Source organism: Roseateles sp. GW821-FHT09H11 (assembly GCF_059415845.1).
Map to the genome: position 1 here is coordinate 402026 of NZ_JBWKOA010000002.1, position 20278 is coordinate 422303.

General features: G+C 70.7%; 19 protein-coding genes. 9 read left to right on the plus strand and 10 right to left on the minus strand.

Going from position 1 to position 20278, the window contains the following annotated elements; genetic code table 11:
• Nucleotides 1-80 precede the first annotated feature (80 nt).
• Both AC07PR_RS08820 and AC07PR_RS08825 read right to left on the minus strand, forming a co-directional pair.
• A complete protein-coding gene (locus tag AC07PR_RS08820) occupies nucleotides 81-1160 on the minus strand; it encodes a malate/lactate/ureidoglycolate dehydrogenase (protein ID WP_495135042.1) in 1080 nt (359 codons plus the stop codon).
• A complete protein-coding gene (locus AC07PR_RS08825) occupies nucleotides 1157-2113 on the minus strand; it encodes a 2-hydroxyacid dehydrogenase (protein WP_495135043.1) in 957 nt (318 codons plus the stop codon). The genes AC07PR_RS08820 and AC07PR_RS08825 overlap by 4 nt, the downstream gene beginning before the upstream one ends.
• A gap of 99 nt (nucleotides 2114-2212) precedes the next feature.
• On the opposite strand from AC07PR_RS08825, the gene AC07PR_RS08830 reads away from it, so the two are divergent.
• The 5 genes from AC07PR_RS08830 to AC07PR_RS08850 all read left to right on the plus strand — a co-directional run bounded on the left by AC07PR_RS08830 (nucleotide 2213) and on the right by AC07PR_RS08850 (nucleotide 7208).
• Complete coding sequence (locus AC07PR_RS08830) at nucleotides 2213-3949, plus strand: IlvD/Edd family dehydratase (protein WP_495135044.1); 1737 nt, start codon at nucleotides 2213-2215, stop codon at nucleotides 3947-3949.
• A gap of 97 nt (nucleotides 3950-4046) precedes the next feature.
• Nucleotides 4047-5042, plus strand: coding sequence for an acyl-CoA dehydrogenase family protein (locus tag AC07PR_RS08835; protein WP_495135045.1), 996 nt, complete (start codon nucleotides 4047-4049; stop codon nucleotides 5040-5042).
• Nucleotides 5042-5911 carry a PIG-L deacetylase family protein gene (locus tag AC07PR_RS08840; protein ID WP_495135046.1) on the plus strand — a complete coding sequence of 290 codons (870 nt, stop codon included), beginning with the start codon at nucleotides 5042-5044 and terminating at the stop codon, nucleotides 5909-5911. The genes AC07PR_RS08835 and AC07PR_RS08840 overlap by 1 nt, the downstream gene beginning before the upstream one ends.
• Nucleotides 5908-6546 carry a class I SAM-dependent DNA methyltransferase gene (locus tag AC07PR_RS08845; RefSeq protein ID WP_495135047.1) on the plus strand — a complete coding sequence of 213 codons (639 nt, stop codon included), beginning with the start codon at nucleotides 5908-5910 and terminating at the stop codon, nucleotides 6544-6546. The genes AC07PR_RS08840 and AC07PR_RS08845 overlap by 4 nt, the downstream gene beginning before the upstream one ends.
• A complete protein-coding gene (locus tag AC07PR_RS08850; protein ID WP_483107014.1) occupies nucleotides 6543-7208 on the plus strand; it encodes a glycosyltransferase family 2 protein in 666 nt (221 codons plus the stop codon). The genes AC07PR_RS08845 and AC07PR_RS08850 overlap by 4 nt, the downstream gene beginning before the upstream one ends.
• Nucleotides 7209-7351: 143 nt before the next feature.
• On the opposite strand, the gene AC07PR_RS08855 is transcribed toward AC07PR_RS08850, so the two are convergent.
• From AC07PR_RS08855 to AC07PR_RS08870, 4 genes are all read right to left on the minus strand, one after another.
• Nucleotides 7352-9601: a xanthine dehydrogenase family protein molybdopterin-binding subunit gene (locus AC07PR_RS08855; protein WP_495135303.1), complete on the minus strand. Its 2250-nt coding sequence runs from the start codon at nucleotides 9599-9601 to the stop codon at nucleotides 7352-7354.
• Nucleotides 9602-9759: 158 nt separating this feature from the next.
• The gene (locus AC07PR_RS08860; protein WP_495135048.1) at nucleotides 9760-10962 is read right to left on the minus strand and encodes an FAD binding domain-containing protein; all 1203 of its coding nucleotides are present in this window, start codon (nucleotides 10960-10962) and stop codon (nucleotides 9760-9762) included.
• Entirely contained in the window at nucleotides 10959-11600 is a 642-nt protein-coding gene (locus AC07PR_RS08865; protein WP_495135304.1) for a (2Fe-2S)-binding protein, read from the minus strand. The genes AC07PR_RS08860 and AC07PR_RS08865 overlap by 4 nt, the downstream gene beginning before the upstream one ends.
• Nucleotides 11601-11706: 106 nt before the next feature.
• A complete protein-coding gene (locus AC07PR_RS08870) occupies nucleotides 11707-13494 on the minus strand; it encodes a thiamine pyrophosphate-requiring protein (protein WP_495135049.1) in 1788 nt (595 codons plus the stop codon).
• Nucleotides 13495-13734: 240 nt separating this feature from the next.
• Here AC07PR_RS08870 and AC07PR_RS08875 point away from each other — a divergent pair, with 240 nt between their 5' ends.
• Nucleotides 13735-14145, plus strand: a complete 411-nt coding sequence (locus AC07PR_RS08875) for a hypothetical protein (RefSeq protein WP_377153758.1) — start codon at nucleotides 13735-13737, stop codon at nucleotides 14143-14145.
• A gap of 25 nt (nucleotides 14146-14170) precedes the next feature.
• Here AC07PR_RS08875 and AC07PR_RS08880 read toward each other — a convergent pair whose 3' ends face one another.
• Nucleotides 14171-16747: an excinuclease ABC subunit UvrA gene (locus AC07PR_RS08880; protein WP_495135305.1), complete on the minus strand. Its 2577-nt coding sequence runs from the start codon at nucleotides 16745-16747 to the stop codon at nucleotides 14171-14173.
• Between the two features lie 378 nt (nucleotides 16748-17125).
• Here AC07PR_RS08880 and AC07PR_RS08885 point away from each other — a divergent pair, with 378 nt between their 5' ends.
• A complete protein-coding gene (locus tag AC07PR_RS08885) occupies nucleotides 17126-17641 on the plus strand; it encodes a pyridoxamine 5'-phosphate oxidase family protein (RefSeq protein WP_377153761.1) in 516 nt (171 codons plus the stop codon).
• An 85-nt stretch (nucleotides 17642-17726) separates the two neighbouring features.
• Nucleotides 17727-18047: a plasmid stabilization protein gene (locus AC07PR_RS08890; RefSeq protein ID WP_377153763.1), complete on the plus strand. Its 321-nt coding sequence runs from the start codon at nucleotides 17727-17729 to the stop codon at nucleotides 18045-18047.
• A 94-nt stretch (nucleotides 18048-18141) separates the two neighbouring features.
• Here the strand turns inward: AC07PR_RS08890 and AC07PR_RS08895 are convergent, their stop codons facing one another.
• The 3 genes from AC07PR_RS08895 to AC07PR_RS08905 form a co-directional block, all read right to left on the minus strand.
• The gene (locus AC07PR_RS08895; RefSeq protein WP_495135050.1) at nucleotides 18142-18471 is read right to left on the minus strand and encodes a DUF4148 domain-containing protein; all 330 of its coding nucleotides are present in this window, start codon (nucleotides 18469-18471) and stop codon (nucleotides 18142-18144) included.
• A gap of 297 nt (nucleotides 18472-18768) precedes the next feature.
• Entirely contained in the window at nucleotides 18769-19017 is a 249-nt protein-coding gene (locus AC07PR_RS08900) for a hypothetical protein (RefSeq protein WP_483107010.1), read from the minus strand.
• 223 nt (nucleotides 19018-19240) lie between these two features.
• Nucleotides 19241-19570, minus strand: coding sequence for a DUF4148 domain-containing protein (locus AC07PR_RS08905; RefSeq protein WP_495135051.1), 330 nt, complete (start codon nucleotides 19568-19570; stop codon nucleotides 19241-19243).
• Nucleotides 19571-19747: 177 nt separating this feature from the next.
• Here AC07PR_RS08905 and AC07PR_RS08910 point away from each other — a divergent pair, with 177 nt between their 5' ends.
• Complete coding sequence (locus AC07PR_RS08910; protein ID WP_495135052.1) at nucleotides 19748-20260, plus strand: GNAT family N-acetyltransferase; 513 nt, start codon at nucleotides 19748-19750, stop codon at nucleotides 20258-20260.
• The last annotated feature ends 18 nt before the right edge of the window (nucleotides 20261-20278 follow it).

Sequence of the window (20278 nt, forward strand, 5' to 3'; positions counted from 1 at the left end):
GAGGGCTAGTAGTATCGTATGATGATTGGCTGAATCGGACTGCCGGGAAATACCCGGATGGCGGCGCCGATCGCACCGGCTCAGGCGGTGCCGGCCGCCCGCGCGACCGCCCGGGGATCGACCCCGAGCTGGCGTGCGCTCTCGAGGATCTGCCCCCACGTCGTCGCATCGACCGGTACGCCGTCGCGCAGCCGGCGCACGCGCGATTCGCGTTCGGGCTCGCCGGCCAGCCGGATCTTGTCGACGCCTTCACGCGGCGGCGACGCGAGCGCCCAGTCGGTGAACGCCAGCACCTCGCGCTCGAAGGCCGCGCGGTCGCCGAGCGCCGCCGGGTCGATCAGCACCGAGAGCATGCCGTTGAGCACGCGCCGCTGGCCGGTGTCGCCGCCGTGCTGCGCGAGGCCCGCGGCGAGCGCGCCGCCGAGCAGTTCGCACAGCATCGCCAGGCCGTAGCCCTTGTGCGCGCCGAAGGGGAGGATCGCGCCGAAGGGCTCGATCACCGAGTAGCGCGGATCGCGCGTGGGCCGTCCGATGTCGTCGATCAGGATGCCCGGCTCGAGCAGCTCGCCCTTGTTGTGCGCGACGCGGGTCTTGCCCTGCGCCAGCAGGCTGGTCGCGAAGTCGAGGATCATCGGCGGGCGGCCCGGCATCGGCACGCCGGCGGTGAACGGGTTGGTGCCGAAACGCGCATCGCTGCCACCGAACGGCGCGACGATGCAGCGCGAGATCACGTTGACGAAGTGGAGCGACACCAGGCCCGCCTCGGCCGCCAGCTCCGCCCAGGCGCCGATGCGACCCAGGTGGTGCGAGTTGCCGAGCGCCACGATGCAGCAGCCGCATTGCCTGGCCCGTGCGATGCCCAGCGCCATCGCCTCGCGTCCGATCACCTGGCCGAAGCCGGCCCCGCCGTCGAGCCGCAGCATCGCGCCGGCGTCGAGCAGCGTGCGCACATGGGCGTTGGGGTTGAGGCCGGATTCCTGGTACGCCCCGGCGTAACGCGGCAGGATGCCGATGCCGTGGGAGTCGTGACCGGTCAGATTGGCGTCGACGAGGTGGGTGGCGACCGCGTCGATCTCGTCGTCGCTGCTGCCGAAGCCGGCGACGATCAGCCGCACGGCGCTGAGCAGCCGCGTCGCGTCGATGGTCAGCATCCCGCTCATGGTTGACATTCCGGCACCGGCGAGATCGGCGGCCTGCCGCCGAGGCGCGCCTGCAGGTTGGCGACCACGAGGTCGGCCATCGCCTGGCGTGTCTGGGTGGTGGCGCTGCCGATGTGCGGCGAGAGCACCACGTGCGGGATCGCGCGCAGGCGCTCGGACACGTCCGGCTCGCGCTCGAACACGTCGAGCCCGGCGCCGCCGATCACGCCGCGCTCCAGCGCATCGATCAGCGCCGCTTCATCGACGACCGAGCCGCGCGCCACGTTGACCAGAATGCCCTTGTCGCCCAGCGCGGCCAGCACCTCGGCGTTGATCAGGTGGCGCGTCGCGGCGCCGCCCGGCGTGATGACGACGAGAAAGTCGCTCTCGGCGGCCAGCGCCACGGGGTTGGCGAGGTAGCGGTGCGTGACCCCCGCCCGCGGGCTGCGCGAGGTGTACGCGATCGACATGCCGAACGCCGCGGCACGGTGCGCGATGGCCTGTCCGATGCGCCCCATGCCGACCAGCCCGAGCCGCGCGCCCGACATCTTGCGGCCCAGCGGCATCGGCCCGCGCGCCGCCCATTGGCCGCTGCGCACATGGCGGTCGGCCGCGGGCAACTGGCGAGCGGCCGACAGCATCAAGCCGATCGCGAGGTCGGCGACGTCGTCGTTCAACACGTCGGGCGTGTGCGTGACGACCGCGCCGCGCGCCTTTGCCGCCGCGACGTCGACGCCGTCGTAGCCGACCCCCATCACCGAGATGATTTCGAGTCTGGGCAACTGGGCGATCAGCTCGGCGGGGATCTTGGACTCGCCGTTGGCGGCGATCGCGCGGATCGTCGGTGCGACGGCCGCGAACGCGGTGGGGTCGGTCTCGTGCAGGCGATCGTGCACCGCAAAGGCGGCGTCGAGTTTCGGCACGAGCAAGGACGACAGTCTGGCGGCGGTGAGCAGCGGAATGGCGGCGGGCATGGGTGATTCCTCGGAATGACACGACAGGTTGACGTTCAATCGTCATACCATAATACTGATGCCAGTCCCGGGCGCCGATCCGGGTTAACCGGGGTGGAAATGAACCAGACTCCCAAGAAGAAACCCGCCGCGCTCCGCAGCCAGCAATGGTTCGGACGCCAGGACCGCGACGGCTTCGCCTACCGCAGCTGGCTCAAGGGGCCGGGCGTGCCGCACGACCAGTTCGACGGCCGGCCGGTGATCGGCATCTGCAACACCTTCAGCGAGCTCACGCCCTGCAACTCGCACTTCCGCACGCTGGCCGAGCAGGTCAAGATCGGCGTGTACGAGGCGGGCGGCTTTCCGCTCGAGTTCCCGGTGATGTCGCTGGGCGAGACGCTGATGCGCCCGACCGCGATGCTGTACCGCAACCTGGCGTCGATGGATGTCGAGGAGAGCATCCGCGGCAACCCGATCGACGGCGTCGTGCTGCTGATGGGCTGCGACAAGACGACGCCGTCGCTGGTGATGGGCGCGGCCAGCGTCGACCTGCCGACCATCGGCGTCAGCGGGGGGCCGATGCTCAACGGCAAGTGGCGCGGCCAGGAACTCGGTTCGGGTACCGGCGTGTGGCGCATGAGCGAACAGGTGCGCGCCGGCACGCTCAAGCTCGCGGATTTCCTCGACGCCGAGAGCTGCATGCACCGCAGCCACGGCCATTGCATGTCGATGGGCACGGCAAGCACGATGGCGTGCATGGTCGAGGCCCTGGGCCTCGGGTTGCCGGGCAATGCGGCGTACCCGGCCGTGGACGGCCGGCGCAACCTGCTGGCGCGCAACGCCGGGCGGCGCATCGTGCAGATGGTGCACGACGACCAGCGGCTGTCGACCCTCCTGACGCGCGAAGCCTTCGAGAACGCGATCAGGACGCTCGCCGCGATCGGCGGTTCCACCAACGCGGTGATCCACCTGATCGCGATCGCCCGGCGCATGGGCGTGGCGCTGGACATCGAGGACTTCGACCGGCTCGGGAGCGACTTGCCGTGTCTCGTGGATCTCCAGCCGTCCGGCAGGTTCCTGATGGAAGACTTCTGCTATGCCGGCGGGCTCCCGGTCGTGATGAAGGAGATCGCGCAGCACCTGCACCTGGGCGCGATGACCGCGAGCGGTCTGAGCGTGGGCGAGAACATCGCCGACGCCGAGAACTTCAACGCGGAGGTGATCCGGCCGCTCGCCACGCCGTTCAAGGAGAAGGCGGGCATTGCCGTGCTGCGTGGCAACCTCGCGCCGCGGGGCGCGGTGATCAAGCCGAGCGCGGCGACGCCCGGCCTGCTCGTGCACAAGGGCCGCGCGGTGGTGTTCGAGGACATCGAGGACTTTCACCGGCGCATCGACGACGAGGACCTCGACATCGACGAGACCTGCGTGATGGTCCTGAAGAATTGCGGCCCCAAGGGCTATCCCGGCATGGCCGAGGTCGGCAACATGCCCTTGCCGCCCAAGGTGCTGCGCAAGGGCATCACCGACATGGTCCGCATCAGCGACGCGCGCATGAGCGGCACGGCCTACGGCACGATCGTGCTGCACACCGCGCCGGAGGCCGCGGCGGGCGGGCCGCTGGCGGTCGTGCGCAACGGCGACATCGTCGAGCTGAACGTGCCGGAGCGGCGTCTGCAGCTGCACATCAGCGACGCGGAGCTGGCGACGCGCCTGGCGGCCTGGCAGGCACCGCCGCCGCCGCTCGCCAGCGGCTACTGGCGCCTGTACGTGGACCACGTGCTGCAGGCGGATCAGGGCGTGGATCTGGATTTCCTCGTCGGCAGGCGCGGGGCCTTCGTGCCGCGGGACAACCACTGAGGACCTGGATCGCGGTCGACGAGGTCCGTCGTCGCCGCTGACGTACGCAGAACGGCATCCTGCCTGCCATGCGTCTTCCCACAAGGAGACGCCATTGATGGAGAGCGATGCGCATCGAGACGGCATCCACCGGGCCGCACTGGCCCGACAATTGCGCGAACTGATCGACGACGGCCGCGACGCACTGCCGCTGCCCGGCGGCGGCCGCACGCTCGACCGCTGGCGCGCGCTCGCCCGCGTCGCCGCGCAGGATCTGTCGCTGGTCAAGCTCTTCGAGGGCCACACCGATGCCCACGCCACGCTCGCGGAGGCCGGCGCCGCGCCGCACGCCCGCGCCAGCTACGGCCTGTGGGCCGCCGAACCGCCGCAGGCGCGGGTGGTGTTCCGCCGCGTGGCCGCGGGCGGGATCGTCCTCCACGGCAACAAGTCCTGGTGCTCCGGCGCCGAGAGGCTCGACCGTGCGTTGCTGACGGTGTGGGACGAGCAGGGAGCCGGTCCCTGGCTCGCGGATGTCGATCTGCATCACCCCGGCGTGCACATCGACGACGCCGCCTGGCACGCCGTCGGCATGGCCGCCACGGCGAGCGCCACGGTGAACTTTGAAGCCGCTCCCGCACGCCTGATCGGCGACGCCGGTTTTTACCTGTCGCGCCCCGGCTTCTGGCACGGCGGCATCGGCATCGCGGCCTGCTGGCACGGGGCCGCGTGTGCGGTGGCAGACGCTCTCCGTGCGCAAGCGAACACAGGCCCCGACCCCGGCTGGCACCGCAGCCTGGCTCTGGGGGAGGTGGACCGCCTGCTCAGCGCCAACGCCGCCCTGCTGCGCGAGGCCGCCGCCTGGATCGACCGCCATCCGACCGCCAACGCCCGCATCTGGGCGCTGCGCACGCGGGCGGCCGCCGACGACTGCGCCCAGCAGGTCCTGCGCGCCGCCACGCGCGCCATGGGCGCCGGTCCGCTGTGCCTTGACCCTCATTTCGGGAGGCTGGCAGCGGATTTGCCAGTGTTCATCCGGCAATGCCACGGCGACCGCGATCTGGCCGCCCTGGGGGCCGACAACCTCAAGGAAGACACCCCGCCATGGACGCTCTGATGCACCGACGCCCGTTCCAGACCGTGAATGAGGGCATGCCCGCCGACCTCGCCTCCGGCGAGTCGCCGCTGCGGTCGCCGTCCGACCGCCGCATCGACGGCGAAGGGACGCCCGAATGGGCCTGGCGCCAATGGCAGCCGCTGTGGGGCGCGCCGCTGACCTCGCTCGACGAACTGGTGCCCGAAGGCCGCCGTGCCGTCGTCGTCGCGCCGCATCCCGATGACGAGGTCCTGAGCTGCGGCGGCTTGCTGTCACTGCTGGTGACACGCCACCGCGCCGGCCTGCCGCCCGATCGCGCGCCGGCGCCGCCGGTCGAACTGGTGGCCGTGACGGATGGCGAAGCCAGCCATCCGGGCTCGCCGCGCTGGACGCCGCAGCGCCTGGCCGTGCAGCGCCGCTACGAGCGTGCCTCCGGCCTGCGCCGTCTGGGACTGCACGTCCCCGTGCATGCGCTCGGCGTGCCGGACGGGCGCATCGCCGAGCAGGAGGACGACCTGGTGCTCGAGTTGTGCCGCCGTCTGCGGCCGGACGATGTCGTCCTCACCTCGTGGCGATTCGACGGCCATCCGGACCATGAGGCCACGGGCCGCGCCTGCGCGCGCGCCACGCTGCTGACGGGCGCCTCGCTGGTGGAGATCCCCATCTGGGCCTGGCACTGGGCCCGTCCCGGCGACGCCGCGGTGCCCTGGCACCGGATGCGGCGCCTGCCGCTCAACGCGCGTTCGCTGCGGGACAAGCGCACCGCGCTGGCGGCGCATCGCAGCCAGCTGCTCGACGACGGGGACCACCCGCCGGTGCTCTTCGCCGAAGCGGTGAACCGCCTGCTGCGCCCCTTCGAATTCGTGCTCGCGCCCGAGGCGCCTCAATGAAGGACGACGCCAGCGGTGCTCCGGCGGCGTTGGCGCGTCATTTCGAAGCGCTGTTCACCGACAGCGCCGACCCCTGGGGCTATCGAACCCGGTGGTACGAACAACGCAAGCGTGCGATGGTGCTGGCCTGCATGCCGCGGGAACGCTACGCGCGCGGCTTCGAGCCCGGCTGCGCCAACGGCGAGCTGAGTGCCGCGCTGGCCACGCGATGCGACCGCCTGCTGTCGACCGACGGCAGCGAGACGGCCGTGGCGCATGCGAAGGAACGGCTGGCGTCCCTGGTCCATGTCGACGTCACGCGCGCGACGATGCCGGCCGACTGGCCGGTCGGCCGCTTCGACCTGATCGTGCTGAGCGAGATCGGCTACTACCTGGAGGAGGGCGGTCTCGACGCGTTGATCCGCCGCGCCGCCGCGAGCCTGGAGACGGGCGGCACGCTGCTGGCGAGCCATTGGCGGCACCAGGAGGGCGACTACCTGCGCCTGGGCGACGAGGTGCATCGTCGCATCGACCTGCTGCTGCGCGAGCGCCACGGCATGACACGGCTGCTGCGGCACGACGAGGCGGACTTCCTCGTCGAGGTCTGGAGCGACGACGTGCGCTCGGTGGCGCAGCGCGAGGGCTTGAGACCATGATCGGCATCGTGGTCCCCGCGCATGACGAGCAGGCGCTCATCGGCCGCGCGCTGAGGGCGCTGAAGATCGCCGCGGCGCATGAGGACCTGGGCGCGGAGGAGGTCCGGATCCTCGTGGTGCTCGATGCGTGCCGCGACGGGACGGAGGCGGTGGCCCACGCGCTCGGCATCGACTGCCTCGCGATCGAGGCGCGCAACGTCGGCATCGCGCGCGCGGCCGGCGCCCAGGCGCTGATCCAGCGCGGCGCGCGCTGGCTCGCCTTCACGGACGCCGATTCGACGGTCGCGCCGTGCTGGCTCGCGCGGCAGCTCGCGTTGCGCAGCGAGGCGGTCTGCGGCGTCGTGGAGGTCGACGACTGGAGCGGCTATTCCAGCGAGGAGCGGCGCGCCTACGAAGCCGGCTACCTCGATGCCGAGGGGCATCGCCACATCCACGGCGCCAACCTCGGCGTGTGCTCGAACGCCTATCAGCGCGCCGGCGGCTTTCCGCCGCTGACCAGTCGCGAGGACGTGGCGCTGGTGCACCGGCTCGTCGCGCAGGGCGCCCGCATCGCATGGACCAACACCGTGCGCGTGCTGACGAGCGCCCGCCGCGCCGGCCGCGCGCCGGAGGGCTTCGCCTCCTTCATGCAAGGGCTGTGCGTGTCCCCGCAGACCTCGTGAGTTTCGTGAGACTCGCACGCCTCGCGGTAGGACCCAGAGGCCTCACGGTCCACAGGCGCCACAGCGCCACTGGTCACTGACCCCGCAGGCCACCAGCCCCGCTGGCCTCATGGGCCTCGCGATGACCGACGCCGTGGGTCTCCTCATGTCCGCAGGTCGGCGACCTTGTCCGGCGTCATCGGCGTGCTGCGCAGGCGCTTGCCGGTGGCGTGGAAGATCGCGTTGCTGATCGCCGCGGCGACGCCGACGAGGCCGATCTCGCCGACGCCCTTGGCGCCGAGGCTGCTGACCACGCGGTCGTCCTCCTCGACGAAGAGCACGTCGATGTCGGGCACATCGGCGTTGCAGGCGATGTGGTACTCGGCCAGGCTGTGGTTCATGAAGCGGCCGAGCGCGTGATCGCTCAGCGTCTCCTCATGCAGCGCCTGGCCGATGCCCCACACGACGCCGCCGATGATCTGGCTGCGCGCCGTCACCGGATTGATGATCCGGCCCGCCGCGACCGCGCTGACGACCCGCGTCACGCGCACCGTGCCCAGACGCTCGTCGACGCGCACCTCGACGAAGACCGCCGAGTGCACCGCCCGGATGTACTTCCGCTGCTTCAGTACGTCGGGCAGCATCAGGTACTTCTCGTCGAGCGGCCCGCCGGCCTCCTCGCGCAGCAGCTGCGACAGCGGCACCGCCGCGCCGGTGTCGGATCGATGGAGCTGGCCGCCGCGGCAGGCGATGTCGGCGAAGCGCGCGCCGTCGAAGCCCGGCGCGTGTTGCTTCGCCCGTTTCCACAGCGCCTTGCGCAGTTTCTCGCAGACGCCTTGCACGGCTGAGCCCACCGTCGCGACGTGCGCCGAACCGCCCTCGATCGGCGCGACCGGCAGCGTCGAGTCACCGAGCCGGAACGTGACCTGCTCCAGCGGCAGGCCCATCTCCGCCGCCGCGATCTGCGCCATCGTCGTGTAGGTCCCGGTGCCGATGTCGGTCGCGGCGCTCTCGACGACGAGACGACCGTCCTCATCGAGCGTCGCCCGCGCCCGCGCGAACATCTGCATCGCATCCCAGGTCCCCGTCGCCATGCCCCAGCCGACGAACTCATGGCCCTGCCGCATCGAGCGCGGCGCGGCGGGCCGTCGCTCCCAGCCGAAGCGCCGCGCGGCCTGCTCGTAGCACTGGCGCAGCGCCTTCGTCGAATAGGGCAGGTCGTTGGCCTCGTCCCGCTCGGCGTAGTTGCGCAGCCGCAGCTCGAGCGGATCGATGCCCGCGGCATGGGCGAGTTCGTCCATCGCGACCTCCAGCGCATGGACGCCGTGCGCGGCGCCGGGCGCGCGCATGTCGATCGGGCTGTACTGGTCGAGCGGGACGACCCGGTAGTCCAGCCGCACGTTGTCGCAGGCGTAGAGCTGGCCGGACCAGTTGACGACGACCTCCACGTAGTCCTCGCGGCGCGAGGTCTCCGCGATGGCCTCGTGCATCACGGCCGTCAGCCGGCCGTTCGCGTCCGCGGCCAGCCGTACGCGCTGCCAGGTCTCGGGCCGATGGCCGAAGGTGAACATCTGCTGGCGCGTCAGCACGACCCGCACCGACTGCTTCAGCTGCAGCGCCGCCATCGTCGCGAGCAGCAGGTTGTACTGCGGCCGCAGGCCCGAGCCGAAGGCGCCGCCGACGAAGGCGTTCTTCACCGTCACCCGGCGCGCCGGCAGCCCGAAGGCGCGCGACACGACCCAGCGCGAGTTCTGCGATCCCTGCGTTTTGTCGTGGATGGTCAGGTGACCGTCGGGATCAATCAGCACCGTCGTGGCGTGCATCTCCATCGGGTTGTGGTGCTCGACGCCGGCGTAGTACTCGCCGTCGGTCGAGAACGCGGCCGCGTGCCACGCGGCCTCCGCATCGCCGCGCGGCTTAGGCGGCGGCGAGAAGCCGACCTTCAGCCGCGACGGTTCGCGGGCGCGCGAACGGTTGTCCAGCAGATGCGTGTCGTGCGGCGCGACCTCGACCTCCACGCGGACCAGCATCGCCGCGTAGCGCGCCAGCTCCAGCGTGGTCGCCACCACCAGCGCCACCGGCTGGCCGCTGTAGTGGACTTCGTCGTCGTGCAGCGGCTTGAACGGCGAGCCTCCCGGCGCGGTCATGTCCTTGTAGAACAGGTCCATCGATCGCATCTTGGGCCGGTGGAGGTGGGTCAGCACGTCCACGACGCCGGGCAGCGCCAGCGCGGCGCTCGCGTCGATGGACACGATGCGGCCGCGCGCGACCGGCGTGTTGACGACGACGCCGATCAGCAGCCCGGTGCCCGAATGCTCCGCGGCGTACTTCGCCGCGCCGGTGACCTTTGCCAGCGCGTCGATGCGCGGCAGCGGCGTGCCGATCGCGACCGCGCCGGTGCCGGCGGGGGCCATGGGCTGCTGCGTCTCGCGCAGTCGACGGCGTTCATCACCGGTCGTCGTGCCGGCGCCGGCGGGAAGGTCGAAGGGATCGGCGGCGTCGGAGGCATTGGACGCATTGGACGCGTTGGACGCGTTCGCCGCATCGGACGAACTGGAAACGGGCAGTGAGCTCATGGAGCCTCCGCGGTCGGGGCGCGGTCCTCTCGCGCGCCGAGCGCGCGAAAGGCGTCTTCGCCGGTATTGGTGGGGATGCCCGCCAGCGCCATCTCCAGCGCGCGCACGACGGCCTGTCGCGCCAGCGGGATCTTGAAGGCGTTGCCGGGCGTCGATTCGGGCAGCGCGGGACCGCCGCAGGGGGTGGCGTCCTTCAGCAGCGCCGCCGCGCAGGCGTTGAAGAGCTGCGGAGAGGGTCGCTCGCCGACCAGCAGCCGTTCGGCATCCGGGTTCCGCCAGGGCTTGTGGGCGACGCCGCCCAGGGCGACCCGTGCGTCGACGATCAGCCCCGTGTCGTCGAGCTCGAATCCGGCGGCCACCGAGACCAGCGCGAACGCATAGGACGCGCGCTCGCGCAGCTTCAGATAGCAGCTGTGCGCCTGCAGGCTGTTGGGCGGCACGACCAGATGGGTGATGAGCTCGCCCGGAGCCAGTGTGGTGTCGAGGTCCGGGCGATCGCCGGGCAGCCGGTGGAACTCGCCGAACGGGATCACCCGTCGGCCCGCGGTGCCGATGACATGGACCTCCGCGTCCAACGCGGCCAGCGCGACGCAGAGGTCCGACGGATGCGTGGCCACGCAATGCGCGCTGGCCCCGAGGATCGCGTGCTGCCGCGCCAGTCCCGTCGCCGCCGGGCAGCCGCTGCCGGGGATGCGCTTGTTGCAGGGCACGCCGGTGTCGTAGAAGTAGAGGCAGCGGGTGCGCTGCAGCAGGTTGCCGCCGTTGGTCGCGCGGTTGCGGATCTGCGGCGAGGCGCCGGCCAGGATGGCCGAACGCAGCAGCGGCAGGCGCTCGGCGACCAGCGGGTGGTAGGCGGTCGCCGCGTTCGTTGCCAGCGCGCCGAGGTGCACGGCGCCGTTGCCGGTGTCGCGCATCTCGCGCATCTCGCGCATGTCGCCGACGCCCAGCCGGCTGATGTCGACGAGCCGCACCGGCGCCATCACGCCTTCCTTCATCAGGTCGACGAGGTTGGTGCCGCCGGCGAGGTAGCGCGGCGCGCGCGCCTCGGCGGCGTCGGAGGTCCCGAGGTCGCGCGGCCCGATGGGCGCCTCGGCGAGGGGCGTCTCGGCAGCGTCACCGACCGGACCGGTGGCCAGGCCGGCGAACTGGTGGAGGGCCTCGTCCGCGGACGTGGCGCGGTGATAGTCGAAGCGGTTCATTCGCGCACCTCGCCGGTGTCGGCGGCGGAGGCCACCATCGACGCCGCGGCCGCGCAGACGGCGGGCACGGCGCTGTCCGGTCGCAGCACGATGCGCGCGACTGCGTCGACGATCTGCGGATAGGCCCCGCAACGGCAGAGGTTGCCGCTGAGCCGCTCGCGCAGCTCATGCCGGTTGACGGGGCGGGGCTCGTTCAGCAGCCCCGCCGCCGAGCACAGTTGTCCTGGCGTGCAGTAACCGCACTGCAGCGCGTCGCAGTCGATGAACGATTGCTGCAGCGGATGCAGGACATCCGGGTCGGTGGCCGTGGGGTCTTGACCCGTGTTCGTGGTTGCGGCCATGGCCGCGGTCGTGGCCGCAGCCGTTGCCGTTGCCGTTGCCGCGCTCACAAGACCGGGCAGGCCCTCGACCGTCGTGATGGCCTGGCCGTCGAGGCTCACGGCGAGCAGCAGGCAGCTGTTCATGCGCGCGCCGTCCACGAGCACCGTGCACGCGCCGCATTGGCCGTGGTCGCAGCCCTTCTTCGTGCCGGTGAGGTCGAGCTGCTCGCGCAGCAGGTCGAGCAGCGTCGTCCATGGCTCGACCGCGAGCGCGTGCGCGCGGCCGTTGATCGTGAGCCGGATCGGCTCGGGCCGCATCGGCGCGGGCAGGGCGTCCGCGCCGGTGTGCAGGGGCGGGTGTTCGGCGATGTCCATGGGACCTCCTGGCGGGTGCCGGGGTTGTGCTGCGTTGGGAGCCGGAGGCTCAGGATTTCTTCGTGACGGACGCCCACAGTTCGCGCAGCGTGGCCGCGATGACGCCGCGCGCGTCGGGATCGCCGAGCAGCAGCGCCCTGGCGTACTGCAGCATCTGCCGGGGCTCGACGTGCGGCGGCAGCGGCGGGACGTCCGGATCGACGACCATCTCCAGCAGCATCGGCCGGTCGGCGCGGAGCGCGCGGTCCCAGGCGGGCGCGACGTCCTCGGGCCGGTCGATGCGCAGACCCTCGAGACCCAGCATGCGGGCGTACTCGGCATACGGGAACGCGGGCAGCGTCTGCGAGGCCTCGAACTTGGGATCCCCGGCCGTGACGCGCTGCTCCCAGGTCACCATGTTGAGGTCGCCGTTGTTGAGCACCATCACGACGAGGCGCGGGTCCGACCAGTCGCGCCAACGATGCGCGATCGTGATCAGCGCGTTGATGCCGATCATCTGCATCGCGCCGTCGCCGAGCAGCGCGATCACCGGCCGCCCCGGGTGCGCCAGCTTGGCCGCCAGCGCATAGGGCACGGCGCAGCCCATCGTCGCCAGCCCGCCGGAGACCGAGCCCATCATCCCGGGGCGCGCCTTCAGGTCGCGCGCGTACCAGCCCGCGGACGTGCCGGAGTCGCAGGTCAGGATCACATCGTCCGGCAGGCGGGGCGACAGCTCCCAGAACACGCGCTGCGGATTCAGCGGCTTGGCATCGGTCATCGCGCGCGCCTCGAGGACCTTCCACCAGTCGCGGACGTCGGACTCGATGCGATGCCGCCAGGACGGGTCCGGATTGGGTCTCAGGTACGGCAGGAGCGCCTCGAGCGTGATCCGGCTGTCGCCGACCAGGTTCGCCTCCATGGGGTATCGCGTCGACACGCGTCGGCCGTCGATGTCGATCTGCACGCCGCGCGCCTGGCCTTCCTTGGGCAGGAACTCCGAGTACGGGAAGTGCGATCCCACCATCAGCAGCGTGTCGCACTCGTTCATCATCGTCCAGCTGGGCTTGGTGCCGAGCAGGCCGATCGAGCCCGTCACGAAGGGCAACTCGTCGGAGACGGCCATCTTGCCCAGCAGCGCCTTGGCGATGCCCGCGCCCAGGCGCTCCGCGACCTGGATGAGCGCATCGCCCGCGTGCAGCGCGCCGGCGCCGGCCAGGATCGCCACGCGCTTGCCCGCATTGAGGATGTCCGCCGCGGCGCGCAGTTGCGCGTCGCCGGGGGCGCCGGGCGACGCGGTCCAGCCGATGCCGGTGTGGATCGTGTCATGCGCGCGCGGCGGTTCGGTCACGGCGTCCAGTTCCTGCAGATCATGCGGCAGGATCACGCAGGTCACGGTGCGCTGGTCCCGCGCGATGCGCACCGCGCGGTCGATCAGGTGGCGCACCTGCGCGGGCGCCATCGCCGTGTGGACGAACTCGTGCGCGACGTCCTTGAACAGGCTGTGCAGATCGACCTCCTGCTGGTAATCGCCGCCGAGCGCGGAGCGCGCGCTCTGCCCGACCAGCGCGACCACCGGCATGTGATCGGCCTTGGCGTCGTACAGGCCGTTGAGCAGGTGGATCGCGCCCGGCCCCGAGGTGGCCATGCAGACGCCGACCTCGCCGGTGAACTTGGCGTGCGCGGTCGCCATGAACGCGGCGAGTTCTTCGTGGCGGACCTGCACGAAGCTCATGTCGTCCTTGCGCCGCCCGAAGGCGCCCATCAGGCCGTTGATGCCGTCGCCGGGGTAGCCGAAGACGCGACGGATGCCCCAGCCGTGGAGTCGATCGAGGATCTGGTCGCTGACGGTGGCGGTCATTCGGTGAGGCTCCGGCGGGTGGGGGTGTTCCTCGTCGGCAAGCCGCTTGCCCATCTCGTGCAGGGACCGTGGAAACGATGGACCGTCGACCGCGTCCGTTCGATGCCGTGCCGCATGCCGAGGCCGCATGCCGAGCCCGCTCATCAGGCACGAGCGCGACGGGGCATTGCCGCGGCGCAGCATGACAACGCCGAGGACCGGGGCGTAGCATCGAGATTCCTCGGACTCATGTCCCCCGTCATGTCAGTCTGGCAATTCGATCTCGCCTTTTCGCAAGGCGGCGCGGCGGCCTCGTGGTTGCCGTCCTCGCGCACCGACGTCATGCACTACCTCGCCTCGCGCGTCGGGCCGAGCACACCGATGCTCGAAGGCTGGCGCTACTTCGGCAACGAGGCGGGCAACTGCATCGACATGGTCTCCGATCCCGACGGTCGCTATGAGCTGCACGCCCGGCTGGACGCCTGCGCCAGCGAGACCGACCACTTCATCGAGGTCGTCTGCGACGTCGCCCATGCGCTGGGCTGCGAGTTCTTCAGCGAGGAGCTGTCGGCGCTGGTGCGGCCGAGCTCGCGTGAACTGAAGGAAGCGCTGCAGCGCTCGAGCGCCTGGCGCTTCGCGCTCGATCCCGAGGGCTTCCAGCCGAGCCGCTGATCCGCCACTGATCAGCCTCGGCTGATCAGCCTCGAGTGTTGCCGTCGATCGCTGCCTTCAGATGTGGCGCCGTGCGCGAGTCCGCGCTGGCGGCCACCTCGTCCGGCGTCCCCGCCGCGACCACGCGCCCGCCATCGCCGCCGGCCCCGGGGCCGAGGTCGATGACCCAGTCCGCCGCGGCGACGACGCGCATCTCGTGCTCGACGACGACCACCGTGTGGCCGGCCTCGACCAGGTCGCGCAGCTGGACCATCAGCTTGTCGACGTCGGACGGATGGAGCCCGGTGGTGGGCTCGTCCAGCACGTACAGCGTGTGGCCGCGCTGCGTGCGCTGCAGCTCGGTGACGAGCTTGATGCGCTGCGCCTCACCGCCCGACAGCTCGGTCGCCGGCTGGCCGAGCCGCAGGTAACCCAGGCCGATGCCCTTCAGCAGCCCCAGCGGCCGCGCCAGCGCCGGTTCCTCCGCGAAGAACTCGAAGGCCGTGTCCACGGTCATGCCGAGCACCTCCGCGATGCTGCGGTCGCGGTAGCGGATCTTCAGCGTCGCCTCGTTGTATCGGGCGCCGTGACAGGCGGGGCAGGGCGCGAAGACGCTGGGCATGAACAGCAGCTCCACGCTGACGAAACCTTCGCCCTCGCAGGTCTCGCAGCGGCCCTTGGCGACGTTGAAGGAGAAGCGCCCCGCATCGAACTTGCGGGCGCGCGCGGCCGGTGTCGCGGCGAAGAGCTTGCGCACGTGGTCGAACAGCCCCGTGTAGGTCGCGAGGTTGGAGCGCGGCGTGCGGCCGATCGGCTTCTGGTCGACCTGCACCAGCCGGCGGATCGCCTCGGCGCCGCCGGCGATCCGTCCGCCGGTGGCCGCTTGCACGTCGGCGCTGAGCTCAGCGTCCTCGTCGTCCTCGACAGCCGCGGGTTCATGGCCCAGGTGCGCGCCGACCAGGTCCACCAGCGCGCGGCTCACCAGCGATGACTTGCCGGAACCCGACACGCCGGTCACCGCGGTGAACACGCCGAGCGGGAACGCGGCGTCCACGTCGACGAGGTTGTTCTGCGTGATGCCTTCGAGCCGCAGCCAGTCCGTCGGTGCGCGGCGAGCGGGCCGCCGGTCGGGACGGCTCGCCGCGCCGGCGGGTTCGATGGAGTGCTCGGAGCCGCCGTGGGCCGGCGCGTCGGGGAATGACTCGGGGAACAGGTAGGCGGCGGTGCGTGACTCCGCTATGCCGCGCAGTCCCTCGGGCGGACCGCTGTACAGCACGCGGCCGCCGAGTTCCCCGGCCGCCGGCCCGACATCGACGATCCAGTCCGCGGCGCGCATCAGGGTGAGGTCATGCTCGACGACATAGACCGAGTTCCCCGCCGCCTTCAGCGATCGCAGCGAGGCGAGCAGCGATTCGTTGTCGGCCGGATGCAGGCCCGCGGAGGGCTCGTCGAGCACGTAGACGACGCCGAAGAGGTTGGAGCAGATCTGCGTGGCCAGCCGCAGCCGCTGGAGCTCGCCGGGCGAGACGGAGGGCGTCGCGCGCTCCAGCGACAGATGGCCCAGTCCCAGCGTGAGCAGCGGACGCAGCCGCATCAGCACGTCGTCGACCAGGCGCCGCGCCGCGAGGCGCTTCTCCTCGCTGAGGCCGTCCGTCGCTGCATCGCCGAGGTGCTCCGCCAGCTGCGCCAGCGGGAACTGCGACAGCGCGCCGATGTCGAGCCCGCCGAAGGTCACCGACAGCGCCTCGCGCTTGAGCCGCTTGCCGTCGCAGACCGGGCAGGCGCCGCCGATCAGGTAGCGCGACACGCGGCGCTTCATCAGCGCGCTCTGCGTGGTCGCGAAGGTGTGCATCACGTAGCGCCGCGCGCTGCTGAAGGTGCCCTGGTAGCTGGGCTCCATCTTGCGGCGCAGCGCGTCCTTGGTCTCGGCGGGTGTGAAGCCGGCGTAGACGGGCACGGTGGGCTGCTCGTCGGTGAACAGGATCCAGTCGCGCGTCTTGCGCGGCAGTTCGCGCCAGGGCTTGTCGACGTCGATGCCCAGCGTGACCAGGATGTCGCGCAGGTTCTGGCCGTGCCAGGCCGGCGGCCAGGCGGCGACGGCGCGGTCGCGGATGGTGAGCGTATCGTCGGGGACCATCGAGGCCTCGGTGACCTCGTACACGCGACCCAGCCCGTGGCAATGCGGGCAGGCGCCCTGCGGCGTGTTGGGCGAGAAGTCCTCCGCGTACAGCATCGGCTGCTTCGCGGGGTAACGGCCGGCGCGCGAGTACAGCATCCGCAGCAGCGACGACAGCCCGGTCACGCTGCCCACGGACGAGCGCGCGCTCGGCGTGCCGCGCTGCTGCTGCAGCGCCACGGCGGGCGGCAGGCCGTCGATCGAATCGACGGCGGGCACGCCGACCTGATCGATGAGCCGGCGCGCGTACGGCGCGACCGATTCGAAGTAACGACGCTGCGCCTCCGCGTAGATCGTGCCGAAGGCGAGGGAGGACTTGCCGGAACCCGACACGCCGCTGAACACCACGAGCGCGTCGCGCGGCACGTCCACGTCGACGTTCTTGAGGTTGTGCTCGCGCGCGCCGCGGACCTGGACGAAGGCGGCGCGTCCGGGGCGTTCGCGCACGGCATCGGGCGCCGCGACGGGCGCGGACGCGGACGCGAACGTCTGCTTGGACCCGGGCGTGGACGACGAAGAGGACGGTGGGCGAGCGGTAGGGCGTTTGGCCAAGACGGAACCTCGGGTGATCAGCGCGACGCGCGCTGGGACGGCGGGGGCGAAGTATCGGTCGATGGCACCGATCAGCAAGCAGGATGCCCACCGGGACGGACATGGCCCTTGCCGATGCCGATGCCGATGACGGGTTCCACTCCCGAGCCGCCATGAAGCGCTCGACCGATGTGATGCCCGTGCGATTCGCGCCTGCGCTCGAGCGGTTCGGCGGGCCGGGAGCGGGACTTGCTGCGAAGGAGGGAAACCTTTCCACCTTTCACAGGAGTCCCCATGACCGACAAACCCCTCTCCGACACCGAGCGACGCGAGAAGCTCTGGGACCTCATCAAGGACATCAAGGTCGGCCTGTTCACGACGCACCATGCGAACGGGCATCTGCACTCGCGCCCGATGACGCTGCAGAACAAGGCGCTCGACGAGGGCGAGTCGCTGTGGTTCTTCATGTCCCGCAGCGGCGAGCCCTTCAGCGACATCGTCGCGTCGCCGCAAGTGAACGTCGGCTTCGCCGATCGGGACGACGACACCTACGTCTCGGTGTCCGGCACGGCGGAGCTCAGCGAGGACCGCGCCAAGCGCCAGGAGCTCTGGAGCAAGGCGGCGGAGGCCTGGTTCACCCAGGGCATCGACGATCCCGACCTGGCGGTGGTGCGCGTGCGCATCAGCCACGCCAGCTACTGGGACGTGAAGGCGTCCAAGCTGACGCAGCTCTACGCGATGGCGAAAGCGGCCGTGACCGGCAAGCCGCCCACCGGCCTGGCCGAGACCGGCGAGGTGCGCATGAAGTGAGGCCGTAATGAGGCCACATTGAGGCCGGCGGATCGCGGAGGCGGTCTGCCGGATTTTCTGCATCGAACGACGATCGGAGGTCCCCATGCCCAGAGGCGACAAGTCGTCCTACACGGACAAGCAGAAGCGACAGGCCGAGCACATCGAGAGTGGCTACGAGCACCGCGGTGTGCCCAAGGATGAAGCGGAACGGCGCGCGTGGGCCACGGTCAACGCGGAAACGGGAGGCGGCAAGAAGTCCGGCTCCGGTCGAGGTCAGCCTGAGGACCACGCGCCCGCCCGCAAGGGCGGGCACCTGGGCGGCAAGGCCGCAGCGAGCCGCACGGCAGCCGAGCGCTCCGCGTCCGCGAAGAAGGCTGCGGCGACGCGCAAGCGCAATGCGGCGGCACGCGCCGGTCATCACTGACGACGGATCTTTCTCCCGGCCCAAATGACAACGCCGACAGGACGAAGGTCCTGTCGGCGTTGGTCGCTTCGGGCTCCAAGCCCGAGGGGCAGTCTTAGCGGGCGGCAATGCCTTCGGTCGCAACGCCCTTGGCTTCCTTGGCCGCATAGCGCTGCACCAGCGCGGCGTACGTCGGCGACGCCTTCATCTCCGCGTAGCGGGCTTGCGCCTTCGCGCGTTGACCGGCATTCAGGCTGAAGTCCTCGGTGCGGTCGACGGCGGCCAGGCCGGACTCGCGATAGATCTCCAGGTCGGCCAGCACTTCGGCGCGGCTCTTCTGGCTCTGCGTGATCGGATCGAGGTGGCTGTAGCTCTGCGCGAAGGTCGGCACGGCGGCGGCGGACAGGGCGATCAGGGCGGTAGCGATCAGGGTCTTGGCGGTCATGATGGGTTCCTTTGAGAGAGCGGTGGATCGGGGTGTCTGAGAGTCTTTGGCCGGCGTCGTTTGCCGATGACTGAAGGTTAGGCGCGGGCCTCGTCCGGATAAACGGGCTGCGTCGCAATGCCTCGTTGTGAGGCTCGCAACAATCGACCGTCCTTCGATACGCGCGATTCACAGGGGCTGCTCGTCGTGCTCGGCACAAAGCAAGACGCCCGGCATGAGCCGGGCGTCTTGCGTGGGAGCGAACCGAAGGTCGTCAGTCCGTGGATCGCTCCACCGAAACAGCGCAAGCTGAAGCGTTCATTCGGCCGAGGTGTCCTGGTCGACCGCCGTGCTGCGGCGGCCGGTCACGTACACCGTGGGCAACTGCTCGCGCTTCACGGTGACGACCACCGGGTCCAGCGTGACGATCGAGGCGCGCATCTCGCGTTGGCCTTGTGCATGAGCGATACCCAAGCCGAGGGCCAGCGCCGCGATGGCACCGAAGGCGACAGCCTTGACGGTGGTGCTGGTGGCGGAAGTGATGGCGAGGCGGTGGGCGGTGTTCATGTCGATCTCCTTGGGGGCGTTGGCTGTGTCGATGGAGTCAGTGTCGTCATCGAGCCCCTTCGTTTCGAGCGCTCAGCGACGAAGCTGCGCGGCGGCGGTGTGAGATGCATGCCAAGCGGACAAGCCGTAGCGGTTCACACGCCGTTTCGCCCCTCCCAGACGAAGACGCCGGCGGGACCGAAGTCCTGCCGGCGCTGGTGGCCGGGGAGGGCGAGGGGATCACTCAGCGGGCGGAGACGCCTCCGGTCGTCGAGCCCTTGGCTTCCTTCGCCGCGAAGCGCTGCACCAGCGTCGCGTACTTCGGCGAGGCCTTCAGCTCGGCGTAGCGGGCCTCTGCCTTGGCGCGCTGGGCTGCGTTCAGCGTGAAGTCTTCCGTGCGTTCCGCGGCGGCCAGGCCGGACTCGCGATAGATCTCCAGGTCGGCCAGCACTTCGGCGCGGCTCTTCTGGCTCTGCGTGATCGGATCGAGGTGGCTGTAGCTTTGCGCGAAGGCCGGCACGGCGGCGGCGGACAGGGCGATCAGGGCGGTGGCGATCAGGGTCTTGGCGGTCATGATGAGGTCCTTTGAGAGAGCAGTGGATCGGGGTGTCTGAGGTCTTGGCCGGCGTCGTCTGCCGATGACTGAAGGTTAGGCGCGGGCCTCGTCCGGATAAACGGGCGGCGCCGCAATGCCCCGTGGTGAGGGCCGCAATAATCCTGGCCACCGTCGACGCCCGAGAGCCTTTGATCCATGCAGACTGCCCGACTCACCCTGTCTCCGCTCGTCGACGCCGATGTCGATACGCTGGCGAATCTGCTCTGGGACGAACGCGTCTACGAGCACATCGGCGGTCTGCCGTCAGGCGCGGCAGAGGTCGCGCTGGGTCTGCGGAGGGCGTTGGCCGGGCCTCCCGCCCATCGAGCTTCGGAGCGGTGGCTCAACTACGCCGTGCGACTGCGCGGAAGTCATCAACTGATCGGGCGGCTGGAGGCGACGGTGCACGCCGGCATCGCAGAGGTGGCCTTTCTGCTGGCACCGGCGTACTGGGGCCACGGCTACGCCAAGGAGGGATTGAGCTGGCTCCATGACGAGTTGTCCCGCGTGTGCCCCGATGCGCGATGCTGGGCCACGACGCTGCCGGTCAACCTGCGAAGCGGCCGGCTGCTGAGCGCATGCGGCTACGAGCGGGTCGATCCGGCCAGGGCTCCGGACTTGCTGACCTATGACGAGGGTGACTGGGTCTTTCGCCGGGCTCACGCCTGACTGCAACGCGGCAGCGTG

Coding starts and splice junctions, on each gene's coding strand:
- AC07PR_RS08820 (WP_495135042.1), bottom strand. CDS start 1,160: ATGAGCGGGATGCTGACCATCGACGCGACGCGGCTGCTCAGCGCCGTG.
- AC07PR_RS08825 (WP_495135043.1), bottom strand. CDS start 2,113: ATGCCCGCCGCCATTCCGCTGCTCACCGCCGCCAGACTGTCGTCCTTG.
- AC07PR_RS08830 (WP_495135044.1), top strand. CDS start 2,213: ATGAACCAGACTCCCAAGAAGAAACCCGCCGCGCTCCGCAGCCAGCAA.
- AC07PR_RS08835 (WP_495135045.1), top strand. CDS start 4,047: ATGGAGAGCGATGCGCATCGAGACGGCATCCACCGGGCCGCACTGGCC.
- AC07PR_RS08840 (WP_495135046.1), top strand. CDS start 5,042: ATGCACCGACGCCCGTTCCAGACCGTGAATGAGGGCATGCCCGCCGAC.
- AC07PR_RS08845 (WP_495135047.1), top strand. CDS start 5,908: ATGAAGGACGACGCCAGCGGTGCTCCGGCGGCGTTGGCGCGTCATTTC.
- AC07PR_RS08850 (WP_483107014.1), top strand. CDS start 6,543: ATGATCGGCATCGTGGTCCCCGCGCATGACGAGCAGGCGCTCATCGGC.
- AC07PR_RS08855 (WP_495135303.1), bottom strand. CDS start 9,601: ATGGCCCCCGCCGGCACCGGCGCGGTCGCGATCGGCACGCCGCTGCCG.
- AC07PR_RS08860 (WP_495135048.1), bottom strand. CDS start 10,962: ATGAACCGCTTCGACTATCACCGCGCCACGTCCGCGGACGAGGCCCTC.
- AC07PR_RS08865 (WP_495135304.1), bottom strand. CDS start 11,600: ATGCGGCCCGAGCCGATCCGGCTCACGATCAACGGCCGCGCGCACGCG.
- AC07PR_RS08870 (WP_495135049.1), bottom strand. CDS start 13,494: ATGACCGCCACCGTCAGCGACCAGATCCTCGATCGACTCCACGGCTGG.
- AC07PR_RS08875 (WP_377153758.1), top strand. CDS start 13,735: ATGTCAGTCTGGCAATTCGATCTCGCCTTTTCGCAAGGCGGCGCGGCG.
- AC07PR_RS08885 (WP_377153761.1), top strand. CDS start 17,126: ATGACCGACAAACCCCTCTCCGACACCGAGCGACGCGAGAAGCTCTGG.
- AC07PR_RS08890 (WP_377153763.1), top strand. CDS start 17,727: ATGCCCAGAGGCGACAAGTCGTCCTACACGGACAAGCAGAAGCGACAG.
- AC07PR_RS08895 (WP_495135050.1), bottom strand. CDS start 18,471: ATGACCGCCAAGACCCTGATCGCTACCGCCCTGATCGCCCTGTCCGCC.
- AC07PR_RS08900 (WP_483107010.1), bottom strand. CDS start 19,017: ATGAACACCGCCCACCGCCTCGCCATCACTTCCGCCACCAGCACCACC.
- AC07PR_RS08905 (WP_495135051.1), bottom strand. CDS start 19,570: ATGACCGCCAAGACCCTGATCGCCACCGCCCTGATCGCCCTGTCCGCC.
- AC07PR_RS08910 (WP_495135052.1), top strand. CDS start 19,748: ATGCAGACTGCCCGACTCACCCTGTCTCCGCTCGTCGACGCCGATGTC.